This window comes from Avibacterium sp. 21-599 (assembly GCF_026226765.1).
GTDB lineage: Bacteria > Pseudomonadota > Gammaproteobacteria > Enterobacterales > Pasteurellaceae > Avibacterium.
Map to the genome: position 1 here is coordinate 1 of NZ_JAKKOB010000001.1, position 18,450 is coordinate 18,450.

Annotated in this window: 14 protein-coding genes; 10 read left to right on the forward strand and 4 right to left on the reverse strand. The window is 34.6% G+C overall.

From position 1 onward, the window contains the following. Positions 1–481, reverse strand: a 481-nt coding sequence (locus tag L5B83_RS00005) for a PAAR domain-containing protein (RefSeq protein ID WP_265777159.1), incomplete at its 3' end; no start/stop codon positions are given. Positions 482–759: 278 nt separating this feature from the next. On the opposite strand from L5B83_RS00005, the gene tagH reads away from it, so the two are divergent. Genes tagH through L5B83_RS00050 form a run of 9 tightly spaced genes read left to right on the forward strand, consistent with a single transcriptional unit; the run spans position 760 to position 14,060 of the window. Next, positions 760–2,001, forward strand: coding sequence for a type VI secretion system-associated FHA domain protein TagH (gene tagH, locus L5B83_RS00010; RefSeq protein ID WP_265777160.1), 1,242 nt, complete (start codon positions 760–762; stop codon positions 1,999–2,001). Between the two features lie 11 nt (positions 2,002–2,012). Beyond that, the gene (gene tssJ, locus L5B83_RS00015) at positions 2,013–2,564 is read left to right on the forward strand and encodes a type VI secretion system lipoprotein TssJ (protein WP_265777161.1); all 552 of its coding nucleotides are present in this window, start codon (positions 2,013–2,015) and stop codon (positions 2,562–2,564) included. Between the two features lie 2 nt (positions 2,565–2,566). Next, positions 2,567–3,910, forward strand: a complete 1,344-nt coding sequence (tssK, locus tag L5B83_RS00020; RefSeq protein ID WP_265777162.1) for a type VI secretion system baseplate subunit TssK — start codon at positions 2,567–2,569, stop codon at positions 3,908–3,910. Positions 3,911–3,913: 3 nt separating this feature from the next. Beyond that, positions 3,914–4,651, forward strand: coding sequence for a type IVB secretion system protein IcmH/DotU (icmH, locus tag L5B83_RS00025; protein WP_250349946.1), 738 nt, complete (start codon positions 3,914–3,916; stop codon positions 4,649–4,651). A gap of 8 nt (positions 4,652–4,659) precedes the next feature. Continuing rightward, positions 4,660–7,269, forward strand: coding sequence for a type VI secretion system ATPase TssH (gene tssH / locus L5B83_RS00030; protein WP_265777163.1), 2,610 nt, complete (start codon positions 4,660–4,662; stop codon positions 7,267–7,269). Continuing rightward, entirely contained in the window at positions 7,254–7,919 is a 666-nt protein-coding gene (gene vasI / locus L5B83_RS00035; protein ID WP_265777164.1) for a type VI secretion system-associated protein VasI, read from the forward strand. The genes tssH and vasI overlap by 16 nt, the downstream gene beginning before the upstream one ends. A gap of 27 nt (positions 7,920–7,946) precedes the next feature. Further along, complete coding sequence (gene tssA, locus L5B83_RS00040; RefSeq protein WP_265777165.1) at positions 7,947–9,335, forward strand: type VI secretion system protein TssA; 1,389 nt, start codon at positions 7,947–7,949, stop codon at positions 9,333–9,335. Between the two features lie 19 nt (positions 9,336–9,354). Next, entirely contained in the window at positions 9,355–12,855 is a 3,501-nt protein-coding gene (gene tssM, locus L5B83_RS00045) for a type VI secretion system membrane subunit TssM (protein WP_265777166.1), read from the forward strand. Between the two features lie 35 nt (positions 12,856–12,890). After that, positions 12,891–14,060: a type VI secretion system ImpA family N-terminal domain-containing protein gene (locus tag L5B83_RS00050; protein ID WP_250349941.1), complete on the forward strand. Its 1,170-nt coding sequence runs from the start codon at positions 12,891–12,893 to the stop codon at positions 14,058–14,060. Positions 14,061–14,106: 46 nt separating this feature from the next. Here the strand turns inward: L5B83_RS00050 and mobH are convergent, their stop codons facing one another. The 3 genes from mobH to L5B83_RS00065 all read right to left on the reverse strand — a co-directional run bounded on the left by mobH (position 14,107) and on the right by L5B83_RS00065 (position 17,336). Next, the gene (gene mobH, locus L5B83_RS00055; protein ID WP_250349940.1) at positions 14,107–16,014 is read right to left on the reverse strand and encodes a MobH family relaxase; all 1,908 of its coding nucleotides are present in this window, start codon (positions 16,012–16,014) and stop codon (positions 14,107–14,109) included. A 185-nt stretch (positions 16,015–16,199) separates the two neighbouring features. Next, entirely contained in the window at positions 16,200–16,949 is a 750-nt protein-coding gene (locus L5B83_RS00060) for an Abi family protein (protein WP_265777167.1), read from the reverse strand. A gap of 153 nt (positions 16,950–17,102) precedes the next feature. Beyond that, on the reverse strand, positions 17,103–17,336 hold the full coding sequence (locus L5B83_RS00065) for a hypothetical protein (RefSeq protein WP_265754913.1): 234 nt from the start codon (positions 17,334–17,336) through the stop codon (positions 17,103–17,105). A gap of 273 nt (positions 17,337–17,609) precedes the next feature. Here L5B83_RS00065 and L5B83_RS00070 point away from each other — a divergent pair, with 273 nt between their 5' ends. Continuing rightward, the gene (locus L5B83_RS00070) at positions 17,610–18,233 is read left to right on the forward strand and encodes a recombinase family protein (protein ID WP_265777168.1); all 624 of its coding nucleotides are present in this window, start codon (positions 17,610–17,612) and stop codon (positions 18,231–18,233) included. Positions 18,234–18,450: the final 217 nt, after the last annotated feature.

Sequence of the window (18,450 nt, forward strand, 5' to 3'; positions counted from 1 at the left end):
CTTCTTCATTAGAAACGCCCTCACCAACTTCACTCCCATCAATGTAAAGCTTATACGGCATTCCTACATATTTCTTTTGCTCAGAAAAGGCTGATTGAAAGAGAGATAATTTAAGTTCCTGTTTTCCCTCTGCACTTTTGCCATGCACGGTTTTTGTGCTGTCATACACAGTAATCGTTGGAAAGGCATTGATAATCACCCCGCCACAACTGGTTTTATCTCCCTCTCGGGCTAACGCCTTACCGCCAATGGAGACGGTTTTTGCTCCGGCGATAATTACACCACTATGTCCTGGACATTCTACCTTATCACCAATACAAGCCGCCGCTTTACCCCCAAAAGTGATGCTAGATTGCCCTCCCACAACCTGGCCAACCGAACCATCAGGGTGTAGCACAGAAGCACCAATATGAGCAGGATTTTTGCCTTTCGGCGTAATAGACCAACGTTTTGGAGAAGAAATTAAATTTGAGTGTTGCATAATGGCGTTCCTTATGCTTATATAGATTGAACATTATTTCAGCATAGTTTATATATGCAATGCAAGCTAAACGATGCTCGACTTTGTATTTATTCATTAAGATGAAAGATTCCACAAAAACATATTTAGTTATATAATGTTTTACGTCCGAGGTTTAAGCAGGGTGTCTGTATTTTGCTTTTCCTATAGGCAGCCTCTTCTTTAGTTGTTAAATCTATTTTTAGTTTTTTTATTATTATCAGTAAAAAAACTAACACAAATTGGTATGGAGCAATAAAATGATAAGCGGAGACAATAAGACTCTAATCCTGAAAGTAACAAACTCTGCAAATATAGAGAGTGGCTGTCAGGCTTATTTTATTTTTGATTACAATGGAGGAACGCTAGGTAGCAGTAAGAATAATCTGTGGGTTATTCAAGATACCAAGAATAACATTCAGCCCGACCAGGCTAGAGTTGAATGGCGAGATAACCATTATTGTTTCCAAGTCACCGGTAAGAATGAGGTTTCAATCAATGGAAGTATGATAAATTCTCGTTCTGGTTTTATTAGATTAAATAAAAGTGACATCATCACCATTGGTAATATAGAGATTAAAGTTTATATTGAAAATGAAAAAGATGTTGATCTTAAATCTCTCGCTCTAGAACCAGTAGAAATTATCGGCACGCAAGATCATTTAAAACACCTAATCGGAGATAAAAAACAATTCTCCTCCCCTCAGAATAAAACAAATAATTTCCTCAAAGGGGATAAAAGTCTAGACCCTTTATCAGCCTTATCTAATGATGATCCAGCAGTTTCCTCCACAGGATTATCAAATAATGAAAGTCCATTTACTCACTCTTCGGCTACCTCTTCAAATATAGGACGCTCTACCATGTCTTCATCAAACTTTATTGATTTACCACAACCTGAACAACATCAAAAATCCGAATATATTGAAAATGCATATGTAACTATTTCTCCTTTGCTACGAGAAATGGATACGAAAATACCGTTAAACAATAGCCAAGACATCAATGATATTCTAAGTGAGATAGGAAGCACATTAAAAGCAACAGTTGATGGTCTATTACGTTTACAGCAAGCTCAAAGTAGTTTATCAGATAAACACCTACGCCCTATTGAGGATAATCCCTTACGTTTAAACTTAGATTATCCAGCCACAATGGACATTTTATTTGGGAATCAAAAAAGCCCTGTTCATTTAGCTGCGCCTGCTGCTGTATCTGAATGTTTAAATAATTTACTCATTCATAATGAAGCAAACAAAATGGCTATCATTAGTGCGTTATCTGCAATCTTACAGGCATTCTCACCCGAAATGTTATTGGCTCGTTTTGAAAATTATCGCCGCAGTAATGAACGGCAAGACATGGATCCATCCTGGGCTTGGCGAATGTATGAAAATTACTATCGAGAATTAACTTCAACACGTCAGCAAGGCTTTGAGAAACTGTTTTGGGAAGTATACGAACAAGCCTACGATAAAGCATTACGGGAACAGGGTAAGTAATAGGATTTAGTATGATTAGCAAATTTAGTTTTTTCCTGAAAATTGCTATTTATTTACCAATTAGCATGGTCTTAATTGGGTGCAGTAGCACTTTAGAAACTGCGACAAAAATTGGGCAGATAATTAGTGACCCTAGCACCCCAGTAGGACCAATTGAAGATCGGCCATCTACAATGACATTAACTTTATTAACTGATAATAATGTTAATCCTAATGATGATGGTGAGCCTTCCCCTTTAGAATTACAAGTTATTTATCTTTCTGAAGACTCAAAATTACTCGCCTCTTACTATGAACAATTTGAAGGAGATAGCTTAAAAGATATACTAGGAAAAAACTATATTTCTCATCAAGATTATGCAGTTCAACCAGATCAGTACAAGGTTATTTCTGATATTACATTAGATAAAGATACACGTTATTTAGGGGTTATTGCCTATTACTCAGATCCAGAAAAAGCACAATGGCGTAAAGTCATTCCAATCAAAGGTAAGGGATACCATTATAATATTTTAGTTTATTTAAAAAAATGGACATTTGATATTAAGGAGTATAAAGAATAAATATGGCAACAAGAAATCGCGTTATTTGGGGAGAAGGGACTTTTGTTAGACCTCAGCACTTCCAGCAACAACAACGGCATTTAGATTATCTACTGTCAAACCAGCTCCTTTCTCTGACAGGGTATAATTATGGATTACAATACGTAGAAATTGATTCGGAGCTTTTGAACTTAGGTAGAATTTCTCTCATCGCTGCAAAAGGTTATTTTTCTGATGGTACTTATTTTGATATACCATCTCAAGATGCCAGCCCAAATATTCTTGAAGTTAAACAAGGTGATAATGTCGTTGGACAATGCATTTATTTAGCATTACCTACTTTAACGAATACTATTAATGAAATTCAATCAGAAAATCAAAAAAATAATCATATCGTACGTTATAAAGAAGTTCATGAAGAAATAAGAGATTTGCATACACCTCATGGAGATACTTCAACCATATTTTTAGCTCAATTATCACCACGCTTAATGTTTGAAATGGAAGATAAGAGTGCTTATACCTATATCCCTATTGCTAAAATAAAAGAGCGATTGGAAAATGGCCAAATTATTTTAGATGAAAAGTTTATTCCAACCTGTATGACGATATCTGCCTCTGCAGTATTGAAAGATTTTGTCGTTGAAATGGAAAATACACTGGATCAACGAACATTAACATTGGCATCCCGCATTGGTTCTCCAGGACAGCGAGGCGTTGCTGAGGTTTCTGAATTTTTAATGCTACAATTACTTAACCGTAAGTTGCCATTTTACCGTCATTTAAATATTCATCCTAATTTACATCCTGAATATTTTTATCGAGAACTTGCTTCATTTTGTGGAGAATTGATGGTTTTTACTGATGCTTCGAGAACAGTAAGCCCATTCCCTCCTTATGATCACCTTAATTTGACAAAAAGTTTTCAGCAACTATGTTCAGAAATTAGAATGGCATTAAGTACAGTTCTAACACCTAGAGCTGTATCAATCCAACTTGCTATTAACGAACATGGCATTCGTTCTGCAGCAATTAATGATGAACAATTACTCAACACTGCAACATTTATTTTAGCTGTGTCTGCAAGAATACCTGTTGAAAATTTAACTCATCAATTTATGCATCAAACCAAAGTTACCTCTCAAGGTCGCCTACAGCAACTGGTAAGTGTACAAGTACCCGGTGTTTCTCTTATATCATTAGGCGCAGCCCCAAGAGAGCTACCTTACCATGCAGGTTATGTTTATTTTCAGCTAGATACAAATTCAGATGAATGGCAAGAAATTAAACGTAATCGAACTATTGCTTTCCATATATCAGGAGAATTTCCAGATTTAGATATGCATTTATGGGCGATAAGGAATTAATTTATGTTCGATCAGTCTGATTTATCATTACAAGAATATTATCATCTTCCATTGCGCGGAAATAACATTAATAAGATGATTGATGCTGCAACGCCATTACTCGGAATGATTTTACGCCTAAAAGAAGTAAATGCAGATATGATGCCAGAGAAACTGTATTCGCAAGTGGTGACGGATATACAGTCTATGGAGCAGTTACTAAGAGAAAATCATTATGAAGCTGGTATGATTGTCTCTTTCCGATATATTTTATGCACATTTATTGATGAGGTTGTGCTATCGCATGGATGGGGAAGCAGCAATAGCTGGTTAAATAAATCCTTATTGACTCATTTCCATAATGAGACTTGGGGTGGTGAGAAAGTTTATATCTTACTCGATAAGCTAATGTCTGAACCTAAACGTTATAGAGATCTCCTTGAATTTATGTATCTATGCTTCTCCTTGGGGTTTAAAGGACGTTACAAAATAAACAATCATAATGCTGAGTTTGAAGATATTTTTAAACGTTTATATGATTTGCTCCTCACATTAAGAGAGAATAAACCAGAACATCTTGTTTTATATCAAAATAATGATGAGCAAATACAACAACCTTATTCATTAACCAAAAAGCTCACAATTAAAAGAATTCTTATCTATCTCATTATCGTATTAACTTGTATTTATGCGGTCTATTTCTTTATGCTAGACCATCAAAGTGATGTAATTTTAGAGCAATTAAATAATTTACTTAATTAGGAAAATGTATGAAAGTAGAATTATCCAGCCTTATTGCCAAACTCTCTCCAGTTACTAAATCCATTATGGAAAGTACTGCTGCACAATGTATGTCAGAAAACCAAACAGAAATTTTGGTACCTAATCTGTTATTACAAGCAATAAAAACCCCACTTTGTGATATAAGAAAAATACTTTCTCATTTTGACATCGACATAGATACACTGTCAGAACAGCTCCAAGAAACATTACCTCAAACTCCATCTTTAGTTGAGGGGAACTACCCTAGTTTCTCACCATTATTAGTAGATTTATTACAAGATGCCTGGTTGCTAACAACCACTGAACTTAATCAAAAAGTCCTTAGAAGTGGCGCTATTTTATTAACTTTACTTGCAACACCACAACGTTACTTATTACCCAAAGTATCGAATATCTTAGTTAATATCAATCGTGATTTATTAAAGCAACAATTTGAGCAAATTACATTTGGCTCTAGTGAAAGCGATACTTTCGAAAGAGAGCAAAATAGAAATAACTATGAAACTGAACATCAGCTTCTTAATAAATATGCACAGAATGTGACCGCATTAGCAAGAGAAAATAAATTAGATCCTGTCTTATGCCGAGATGACGAAATTAACTTAATGATTGATATACTTTGTCGTCGTAGAAAAAATAATCCGATCATCGTTGGAGAAGCTGGCGTTGGTAAAAGCGCATTAGTTGAGGGGCTTGCCTTACGTATTGTGGAAGGAAATGTCCCTGAAAATATGAAAGATACCGAGTTGATGACATTAGATCTCGGAGCTATGCAAGCTGGTGCATCTGTAAAAGGTGAGTTCGAAAAACGTTTTAAAGGTATTATGTATGAAGTTAGTCATTCACCAAAACCAATAATTCTTTTTATAGATGAAGCTCATACATTAATTGGTGCAGGTAATCAACAAGGTGGGTTAGATGTATCCAATTTATTGAAGCCCGCACTTGCTCGAGGAGAATTAAAAACTATTGCTGCAACTACCTGGAGTGAATACAAAAAATATTTTGAAAAAGATGCCGCACTTTCTCGTAGATTCCAATTAGTCAAGGTTGATGAGCCAAATGTTGAAGAATCTATAGTGATCTTAAGGGGGTTGCAAAATATTTATGAAACCGCCCATAATGTATTGATTGAAGAGGAAGCGCTTATTGCCGCAGCTCAATTGAGTGAACGTTACCTAACAGGCAGACAATTACCAGACAAAGCCATTGATGTACTAGATACAGCTTGTGCTAGGGTGGCTATTAATTTCACTTCTCCGCCAAAACAACTAGCCTTATTTCAGAATCAATTATCACAGATAAAATTAGAAATTGAGCTATTAGAGCGTGAAATTTCAATAGGATTTAGCCAAAATAATGTTCGTTTAACGCAATTAAATAAACAATACAATCATATACAGAAGCAAAAGGATACCTTATCTAAACAATGGGAAAAGCAAAAAGATTGCGTAAACCAGATTATAAAATTAAGAGAGGCTCTTTTAAATAATGATGTTGCGAATAAAAGATCAAATATCAATAAGTTAAAACATTTATCCTCTCGTTTATCAAAATTACAAGAAACACAAATTCTTGTTGCACCTCAAGTGACGAAACAGCAGATTGAAAGTGTTATTGCAGAATGGACCGGAGTCCCATTAGACAAATTATCACAAGATGAATTGAATACAATTACCCATCTACCTCAATTTTTAACCCAAGAAATAAAAGGTCAGGATCTTGCAATTCACCACCTATATAAACATTTACTTACTGCAAGAGCTGATTTGCGTAGATTAGGACGCCCGCTAGGCTCATTCTTATTAGTCGGTCCAAGTGGTGTCGGTAAAACAGAAACAGTAATACAAATTGCAGATTTATTATTTGGAGGAAAACAGTATCTAACGACAATCAATATGTCTGAATTTCAAGAAAAGCATACTGTTTCTCGCTTGATTGGCTCGCCTCCTGGCTATGTTGGTTATGGCGAGGGAGGAATACTTACCGAAGCAATTAGACGCAAACCTTATTCCGTTGTCTTACTAGATGAAGTCGAGAAAGCGCACCCTGACGTACTAAACCTTTTTTATCAAGCTTTTGATAAGGGGGAGCTTGCGGATGGAGAAGGTAGATTAATTGATTGTAAAAATATTGTATTCTTTCTAACATCAAATTTAGGCTACCAAACTATTGTAGAGAATGCCAAAACGCCTGAAGTGATAACGGATAAGCTTTATCCTGAACTAGCAAATTTCTTCAAACCAGCTCTTTTGGCAAGAATGGAAATCGTTCCTTATTTACCATTGAATAAAGAAACGCTATTGACCATTGTAAATGGAAAACTCAATAGGCTCGTTAACCTACTCACTGAGCGTTTTAGTGCAAAAGTGACTATCTCAGAAGAAGTGAAAGAGGAAATTTTATCTCGTGCAAGTAGATCTGAAAATGGAGCTAGAGTTCTTGAATCAATTATAGATGGCCAACTATTACCTCCAATTTCATTATTACTTTTACAGGCATTAGCAAATAAGGAAAACATAGATCATATCCACTTTATCGTTGATAACCATACGTTTATTGCAAAAATTGGAGACAAAGAATGCAATTTAAGCTAATTTTATACGTGATCGGAATTCTATTTCTCCCTCTTTCTATACACGCCAGTGAAAAGGGAGAAAATTTAGATCTTTCCCTATTAAAAGACATAAAAAAATGCCGTGCGGTTCAATCTGTGTTAGAACGAATAGAATGCTACGATTCTATCTCTATTGGTCAAGAAACTGGGGAGCAAAACTCAAACTCCCCCAAAGGAGAGGCTTGGACTCGAGCAAATCAGCAGGAAGCAAAACGCGAAACGAATACTACCCATTTTATCTTAACTGAACACGGAGATACTAATCCAACAATACTATTAACAACACCCGCTTTAGGGTATCGTTCAAATAGGCCAATTCTTATGTTTAGTTGTATTGATAATATCACTCGATTACAAGTAGCTCTACCGGCTCCTATCAATAAAAAGAATAGTATTTCAGTGATATTGACAACAGAAAATTCGACATTCTCAACACAATGGTTTGTTCGTGAAAACTATTTTTTACTCGAGTCTAGCCGTGGTTTAGATGGGATCAAAGAAATACAAAAATTATTTAATGCAGATACATTAAAAATACAAGCTAAACATAAAGAATTTTCTGATTTGATCTTCAACATCAAAGAATTGGCTAATGAAATTAAGCCGCTACGAACAGCTTGTCACTGGTAAATAAATTTTATAACGTTGAGCAACACTATGGATTACTTAGAACAACATCCTTGGCGTCAGTTAATAGCTTCTCCTATTAGTTCGCCGATTGAGCAAGAAATCTCAGAACAAAATCTAGACTGGGAATATTTAGATGGCGAAATGGTTAAGCTAGGCTCTCTAGAACATGAACTATTGGATATTGATAACGTTCAAAAAACGGCCCTTTCTCTACTCTCTAACGAAAGTAAAGATTTAAGAATCTTAGCCCATTTATTACGAACGCTACAGCATTCTGGTGGTGTTTTAGAGGTATTACTTGCTCTGCAATTATTGAGTGATTATGTCGAGCTATATTGGGAAAACGCACCGCCATCTTCTGAACTAAAGAAATATCGTTTAACAGTACAAATCTGTAAACGTTTTGAAAATGCTGCTAACAACTTCAAGCAATCTGCCTCCCGAATAGAACAAGAAGTTGCACTTCAACTATTAAATAAACTTCATCAATATTGGCAAGATAACAAACTGGCTACGACATTGATGGATTTACTTTCTCGTTACGCTGTAGATCGAGAAATTACCATTACTCCTAAAGATCCCGAACAGAAACAACCACCGAAATCACAAAAACAAACGTTTAGTTCCTCTACGCCATCAAATCATTCTATTATTGACCCTATAGAAGTGGACGCAAGCAATGAGAGAGCCTGGAAAAATACCTTGTTTAAGGTGGTAGAATATTTATTAGATCGTGAAATATCCCAACCTTTAGGTTATTTACTCAGACGCTATGCAATTTGGAATAACATTACTACAATTCCTTTAGCTGAAGAAAATAAAACGCCTTTATCTCCACCTTCAGCAGATCGAATCGCCTATTATGAGTCATCAATAGCAAATGCAGATCTTGCATTATGGAAAGATATCGAACATAGTCTCACTGTTTCGCCTTACTGGTTTGAAGGACATTATTTATCTGCGATGATAGCTATTTCATTGGGCTATGATGAAGTAGCAAATGCTATTAGAGATTCCGTAAATAAATTTTTAGAACGTTTACCTCAATTAAAAGAATTGTATTTTAGCGATGGAACAGCTTTCTGCTCTGAACGTTTGCTACAATGGCTATCTGAGGATAATTTGTATATAAATGATAATACATCTGCACTTCAGGTTAATGGAACATCTACTGATGATTTATCTAATGAAGATATTGAAATTGCACTTGGATCCTTGAATAGAAAGAAACATACAGATTTAAAAGACAAGTTTTATGATCAAATTTTCTTAGCTCAACTACTAGAAGAGAAAGGCTTCAATGAGCTAGCCAAACAGCATTATTTTTCTATTTATAAATCCATAGAAAATCTTTCTGTAAAAGAATGGGAAGATAGTTTATATAGTACACTTAAACAAAAATTAGATAGAAATTAAAAATATAAGGTTTATAAAAATGAAATTACCATTAGCATTAACAACATTTAAACCACTTTTAACGAAAATTAGAAGTTCAGGAATTATGCTATGTATTATAGGGTGGTTTGCATTATTAATCTTCATCTGGCTAAAAGGAGAACACTTTGCTTTAGGTGAATATAAACCACTATCAAGTTTAACTTCAAGATGGCTAACAACAGCTATATTAATTATTATTGCAATAAGTTTTATTACTTGGAAAGTAATCCAAAGATTAAGAACACTTGAAGCACGTCAACAAGAAGATAAACAACAAAAGTATCAATCTATAAAACCTGAAATAGATGCACAACGTCGATATTTTGACCATTGGGTTAATCAATTCAAAAGACATATAAACCAACAAGACTATGCCTATTTCCTGCCATGGTATCTTATATTAGGAATTGAAGATAGCGGAAAAACTACATTACTGCAAGAAGGTGGAAATTTTACTAAATTATATAATGATGAAGAGGGTGAGCAGCGAGTAAATTTCTCGATATTTACTAATAAACAAGCCGTAGTAATAAACCCTAATCACAATCTCATAGAACAGCTCGATAATATTGAAGAAAAACCCAAATTATATAAAAAATTGTGGGGTAATTTATTACACCAAATTGCCGAACAAAGAGCAAGACAACCATTAAATGGCATCATTCTTACTATCGATATACATAGATTATTAGTGTCAGACAAAGCTCAGAAAGAAATGTATGTAAAGCTATTATCTCAGCGTTTGCAAGATATTTTTGAGATGACTCAGGGAGCATTGCCCATCTACCTGATTATGACAAAACTAGATATATTGCACGGCTTTGATAGTATTTACCATACATTAAATAAAGAACAAAAAGATGCTGCATTAGGTATTAGCTTTAGTCAACACGGTGAAAATTGGAAAATAGAGTTAGAGCATTTTTGGAATCACTGGATTTCTCAAATGAATGCTCTACTCCCTTCCTTACTCTATCAAACGACTTCTGAAAAACGTAGCCAACTTTTTAGCTATGTAAGACAATTAGCAACAGCAATGGATATATGCATTCCCTTTCTGGAAAGTTTAATGACGAATAAAAGTCGTTCATTTCATTTTCTAAAAGGGGTTTATCTGACATCTGCAACTCAAAAAGGGAAAATAGATGACATTTTTGTACAGTCTGCATCGGAACAATATCACCTTGGTAGACAAACCTACCCAATATGGGGAGTAAAAAATACTCAACCTTATTTTTGTAATGAACTCTTTGAGCAAGTTATTTTTAGCTATCCAAATCTCGCACAAGAAAGCCAAGGCTGGATAAAGCAATATCGCTCTTACATAAAAACATTTTGTTTCTCAAGTGGTATTCTTGCATTAGCTTTATTAGGAAGCTGGCATTACTTCTATTATAAAAACTATCAGGCTGGTATCAATGTACTTGAACAAGTAAAAGAGTTTAAAGCGATCCCTATTTCCTCTGAGCAAGATCATTTTGGAGATAAACAATTACCACTACTTAACCCAATCCGAGAAGCCACATTATCTTACGGCAATTATCACGATAAATCTTATATTTTTAAGGATATGGGACTATATCAAGGTAACGATATTGGCCCCTATGTAGAAAGCACTTATTTAAGGCTTCTTCAATTAAGGTTTATTCCAGCCATTATGAGTGGTTTACTAATCGAACTCAATAATGCGCCAGCAGAAAGTGAAGAAAAATTAGAAATTCTAAGGGTAATGCGTATGCTTGATGATAAAACAGGTAGAGATAACCGTTTTGTCAAAGAGTTTATGCGTAATTACTGGAGTAATGAATTTCCAGGACAAAAAGGATTACAAGATAATCTAATGTTACATCTAGATTATGCATTGCAACATACTAACTGGTTTAACGGTCGATTAAACGGAGATGAGATTCTCATTGAGGCTTATAAACCCTATGATTTATCCATAAAGGATGCTCAAATCGAATTAGCTCGTCTCTCAATTTACGATCGGGTTTACCAAAACTTAAAAATAAAAGCAAACACTGTGCTTGCGGCTCCTTTGAATTATAGGGATGAAATAGGCTCAGGTTTTGATACAGTGTATATGGCAAATAATGAGCAATTATTGAAGATCCCTAGATTCTTTACAGAACATGGACTAAAAAATTATTTTGTTAAACAAAATGAGCATTTAATTGATTTAATAGCAATGGATAGTTGGGTATTAAATCTTAAAGAAAATATGGAATACAGCGACGCAGATCGACAACGTATTAGCGAGCGTATTTCAGAACAATATGTGAATGATTATATTTCCACTTGGCGATCTGCGCTAAATAATTTAGATATTAGGGATTTTGCTAACCTGGAAGAAGCAATAAGTGCAATTGAAAAAATAACAGGCGGAGAACAAACAATTAAGCGAGCCTTGGTTATTTTAAGCGAAAATACGCTACCGCCTATATTACCAGATAAAGAAGGAAAGGAATTGCAAGAAGCAATAAATACGCTAGAGTATCGATTAATGTCGCAGATAGATCATAGTTTTGCTGAAGAAAAATCAGTCTTAAACGATGCAGAAAACAAAAATAGTGCATTGCAAGATATTTATCAGAAGCTATCTGATCTACATCGCTATCTTCTATCCATCCATAATGCACCAGATTCTGGAAAAGCTGCATTACAAGCAGTAAAATTAAGAATAGATCAGCGCTCATCTGATCCTATTCTAGAACTGCAGCAATTAGCAAAAACACAGCCTCAACCAGTTTCTCGTTGGTTAGGACAACTTGCGGAATATTCTTGGCGTGCAGTATTAAAATCAGCTATTGTTTCATTAGAAGTTGAATGGAACAATAAAGTGGTAAAACTATATAAAACCTATATAGATGGGCGTTATCCTTTTTCTGATAGCGCACAAGAGGTTCCACTAAGTGAATTCACCCGTTTTTTTGCCCCTAATGGGATTTTGGATGAATTTTATCAACATAATTTAAAACCATTTATCGAAAGCGACCTAACTGAATTATCAGAGGATCACTCACCATTAATTAGGAATGATGTCGTTGAGCAATTAATGCTGGCTCAAGAAATTAGAGATACGTTCTTTAATACAGGAAATGGAATTGGTATTCAATTTACCATTGAGCCAATCAATATTTCAGCAAATAAAAGACGTAGTGTATTAAATCTTGATGGTCAAATTATTGATTATTCACATGGCTTAAAAAAACAAACAAATATTGTCTGGCCAAATTCAATGAATGCGAATGTAGAAAGTAAGCTGACACTCGTTCCAACATCAAGTAATGCTCCACGTAGTTTAATCTTCAAAGGACCTTGGGCACAAATGAAATTACTTACTACTGGAAAAATAAGTAATGAAAAAGAAGGATCATTTGATATTCGCTATGATGTTGATGGAGGATATGCTACTTATAGAGTACATATTGATGCCTCAGACAATCCATTTTCTAAGGAACTATTTAAACTATTCAAATTACCTGAAACATTATATTAGTATGCTTTTTAAATGCTTTATTTTAAAGAATAGATATGAAAAATATGGATAAAAACATTACGGAAATCCAAGTAGGCAAAAACCCTTCTAATACAGATGCTTATTTAAAAATTAGGGAGCAAATCAACTTTCTCAGTCGTCCAGAAAAACGTATTGACTGGAGGAAAGTTGCTAATTTATCCTATGGTATATTTAACCAAAATGGTATGGATCTACAAACGCTTTGCTATTATACCGTTGCCAAATCTTATTTAGATCCCACTATTACACAAATAAATCAAAATCTAAGCATTATGGCTACTTTAATGAGTAATCACTGGTCTACATTCTGGCCTGATGGAATTCAGGCTAGGATAAATATCTTAAATTGGTTAAATAAACATATTAGTCCTTTAATCTTAAGTATAAACATTGATGATAAAACCTCAAAAGAGCTCTACAGGCTAAAAAATCACCTTACAGAAATACTAAATCAAATTAGTCTACATACAAATACATCTTGTAATCTGACTAATACATTAAACTTATTACAAGAGAAACTGAAAATAGAAAGAGAGCGGGATAATAATTTTCATATAGAAGAGAAGAAGAACATAAACGTTAAAAAAGAAATTCAAAAAACTCCCTCTAGAGCACAAAAGATAATAAACTATGAACATCCCAATGCCCCAGTGATAGAAGCAACTCATAGTTTTTCTCCACCTAAAAATAATAGACGCTACATTAGCCTTCTAAGTAGTTTTTGCATAGGTGTTATACTATCCTTTCTAGTTAGTTATTTTTATCTACAACAAAAAAGTGAGAACTTTCAACCTATACCACATAGTTCACCAGGTATCTTAACAATTGACTCAATGAATATTGAATTACAGTATCAATTAAACCAACAAGAAAACATTGTTAAATATGTAGAATACATTCAAAAAGAGTTGGCAAAAAATCAACTGAAACAGAAAATAACACAATTACAAAAAGAGCTAATTACAGCAGAACAAGAAAAAAAAGGAATAACAATTTCTCAATTAAAAACAGCACTTTATGATATGGAGCGCACTATAAATATAAATCCACCGATTGAGCAACAACTTTACCAGTACAGTCTTACGCCTCAAGATTATATGCTACAAACATCACTTGAAGAAAAGTTAATAGGTTTATTAGTATATTATTATAGAATACGTCAAGACAACCAAAATATTAAATGATTTAGATACATATTAAATTATATTTTTTAGATAAACCTAGAAGTATCTAGTCATCTAATAATAGGTATCTATTATTTATTAAGATTTTATCACCAAAAAATAATTTGGTATTCGGGACAAGATAACCTGTTAAGAATGACGATTTTTTAGGTCCAATCACCTTACAACGCCAAAAATTAGTCGTATCATCCTTGATCATTCGTTTTCTATGTAAGCCTAATGCTTGAAATTCATATTGTAAATTATTTACACATTCTTCATTATAAGGCTTCCCTTTTTCTTGTAAATATAGTTCAAAAGAACTTGGGCTAACAATAAATAAACAATCATTAACAATATGAACTTTTGCCGTACGATCATTAAAAGTGAGTTTATTATTTAGCAGTTTATCTTTTAGCCAATCCACAAATTTCTGACCTTCGGATTTTAAATGCTTATTTTTATCTGTTGAAGATACAACAACAGCCTCCGTTTCAACAGTGATACAAGTATCTAAATCCTCTGACTCAGATTTTAATGTCATTGTTGCCTCAGTTTCAGAATTCTCAGAAGATATATTCTCAACTTTTTGCTTATTATTGCTATTAGGTGCGAACATATTTAGTAAAAAATCAACACTATTCTCATCATTATTTTCTAATGTTGCATCAATATTATGTGATTGAAGTTCGGCATCTTTCTCTTGTAAGTTTGAGGTAGTCTCTGTATTTCCTTTTTTATTTATAGGTGCAGTATCTGCAACAGCATTTATTGTATTCGATGTATTTTCTTCTTCCTCATTTTCCTTTTCTACAACACGGATTGTTCCAGCAAATAATTCAGGGCGATCATCAACATTATCCCAAATTACCTCAGGTTTAATACGTAACAAGCTAAACTTATCTTTTGGTTTCCAACCTGCATCTGCCTTTAACTGACAATACCAAATCGCCATACCTTCTGACGTACTTTCAATAACTTGATGAGCTTGCATTTCATCAAACAGTTTACGATTATCATTCGGCGCACTAATCCCCTGTCCTATCAAATAAGCTCGAATTTGATCTGCCGCAGTTTTACTCATTAGCCATAACCCTTCTTCGGTAAGCCAACCATCTCCTGGACCTTTAGCACTGATTTTAAATTTTTGTGAAACTAAATAACGTAAGGCTAAAACAAGTTGTTTTGCAAAGGAAATTACTGGTTTTTGGACAAGTTTAGTAATATCACCGCCAAGAGCAAGAGCAACACTGTTTTGATCTGCTTTTTGCACAATTTCAGCTAATACACTCGCTTTATCATAATGTCCCGCCATAGCATACATTAATGCAGAAAAGACGTCGGGATAATTTGCTAGCCAATCGAAAGTTTCTTTGGAAATCAGTTGATTCGCGATAAATCCCCCTAATACTGGATGAAGCTCATAATCCCTTTTCTTTATATACTTAAACTTATACGGCAACGTTGGGACACCATTCCAAGCAAACCAACGTTTTCCATCTTGTAACTGTATTTCGATATCTACAATAGATTTACCAATATCGTGGACTAAGGCTAAATAAATCACTGCTGTGGTCCAAGCATCTTTTTGTTTTGCTTGTTCTTCTGGAGCTGCATTTAATGGTAAAACATAGTTTTGGCGTAATTTAGCCGCAAAAGAAATGACTTCTAAACCGTGGTCTAGCATCCCACCTAAATGGGCGTGATGATGTGATTCTGAGGCTGGCAATAGCTGAACCATCTCTGCATAACGCTCAATGGGTTTTTGATACAAATGTTCAAACATTTCCCTTGTCATTGAGACTTGTTGCCACAGCAAGCCAAGATAACGCTGCCGCAATTCTGTATTAAGTAATTCTTGGGCAGAATGAGGCTTAATCCAATCGTCTATATCCTGCTTTGGGAGAGCGTTATCTTTTACTATTTTAGATGTATGTGGTTTTGATTTAAAAAACTGTGTCAGTGATTTAAACATTAAGGTATCTCGCAAAAAATATGAATAATGAAAGAAAAGGCCATTTAGCCCTTTGGCCTTTTCGGGTAAGACCTTTCCCCTTGGAAAGGTTACCCTTAAATCCCTTAGGGGATTTCCCTTAGGCCTTTTCGGGTAAGACCTTTCCCCTTGGAAAGGTTACCCTTAAATCCCTTAGGGGATTTCCCTTAGGCCTTTTCTTTTTGAGGTTTTCGTGCGATTGTTTGACTTATACGCTCAAGTTGCTTCAATATATCTGCCGTTTTAGGCGAAATGTACCATAACACCTGTTTTATATTATTAAATACGTTGATAAGATCGATTTTACTTTCATCGAAAATTGGCTCATGGTGACAAATTCTATTCCTTAGATAACGTACTCGGCTTGTTATGTTATGTATCTCATTCACTATTAAATCACGTTCATCAGGGAAGGAAATACAAACATTAGGGAATGCTTTATTAAAATGATTTATCCATCTCATTCGATGAGTTCGTGATAACATATTTTCCCAAAATATAAAGTTAAGCTCTGCCACAACTTTTCCTGGCGAAATCTCATTAGTATCTATTCTTAATGGCTGTAAGCGTCCATTGATGAAATGGAATTCATAGGTTTTGTGTGAAAACAACTTATTTACAATACGGAGCAATTCTTCTCTTGTTGCAGGTTTTAATGCTCGAATAAAGTTATCATTTAGAATACTATGTGCCCTATAACTAGGTTCTAGCGCATTAATAATGGCATTTCGTAATGCTACTTCATATAAGCTAATCACTTCCAAAAGTGCGCCACTTATTTGTATGTTCCAAATATAGAGTTCATATGCCTGCATATCTTTTAATGAAAGGTCATCTTCATCTTTGAAGTAAGATAGATAGGTTTCTATTCTTGCTTGGGATAATAGAGTGTGAAGCTCACTAATTTTAAATGCCATAATTTTAAACCATATTAATTAACACATTGACAACGATGTCATTGAAGTATAGCATATAGGAAGACTTAGGGACTGTGAAGATAGCGATCATTGATTAGCTGGACCCCCCTTTGCAAAAGAGATAGCCCCAATTGATGAAATTGGGGTTTCTTTTTATTCATCAATTTCTGCTTCCACTCCTTCTTCCTCTATAATCACTTCTTCCCATTCATCTTCTGATAAAAACTGCCAATAATTACAAATCCAACCATCTTCAAATTTTTCCCATACCCCCGCATAGTTATACTCTGTCACTTCGGGATCCGCGTGGCAAATTTGGCCCGCTTGAATTTGTGCGTTGGCCCAACTTGAAAAAAGAAGAGTTATAACGATAATCAAGATTTTCATTTTTAGGTCATCTTATTCCTCCTGTTCCAGTATATTTATCCTAAATGACTTTTCCTCTCCTAAATTCTCTGAAATTTCAAAACAATTAATTCTCCTAAAATCTCCTGATATTTTGCAAAATAGCTACTGTCATTAGGGTATACCTCAATGGCACAGGCAAAAAGCCATTAAATGCCTCCGTCATTTAGACCGAAAATGGGGTTCAATAACAGGGTCATAAAAAAATGACCTTAATGAAGGTATATTGAGTATTTTATGTTCGCACGAATTTATATGCGGGTTTCAACCGAAGAGCAAGACCTACAACGCCAAGATAAATTGATTGAAGACGCAAAACAAAAAGGATTTTATGTGGTTGCGGTTTATCGTGAAAAAATTTCAGGCACAACGGAATGGGAAAAACGCCCAGAACTTACAAGATTGATTGGGGATTTACAACAAAATGATGTCGTGATTGCTGAGAGTATCGATCGTTTAACACGCTTAGAGCCGAAAAAAGCCCTTGAGCTGATTGATGCCATACAATCGAAAGGGGCAAAAATTCAGGTTCCTGAGGTCTTTGATATGAATACCCTCTCACAAAGTATTGGGGGACAAGCGAGCGTATTTGATCCTCACTTTTTGATGTCTGATTTATTTTCAGCACTGCAAAATATGTTTTTTAAGCTCGCGGTCAGTGTTGCCTATAACGATTATCAAAAACGTAAAGAGCGACAGCATCAAGGTATTGCCCTTGCTCGAAAGCAACGAAAATATCGCGGTCGACAACCTAACATTGAGCTACATAATGCCATCATCGAACAGCGTAAAAATGGCACGACTATCAAAAAGACCGCTGCAATCCTTAATACGAGTGAAAGTACGGTATTACGGGTTTGGCGAAAATATAATACTTAATATAATTAAAAACGGTAATGAGGAATATCATGAAAAATAATATCTTGGTGATTATTTCTGGAAAAATTGCAACATGAAAATCTACGCTCTTAAATAAAGTGGCAGAACAAAGAAACGTCATTCTGATTAACTATCTCCGATTTCAATAACAACATTTCTTTCCTAGATGAGAATACTATAACATTTTCATCCTTTCATTTTAGCCCTTGAAACTACC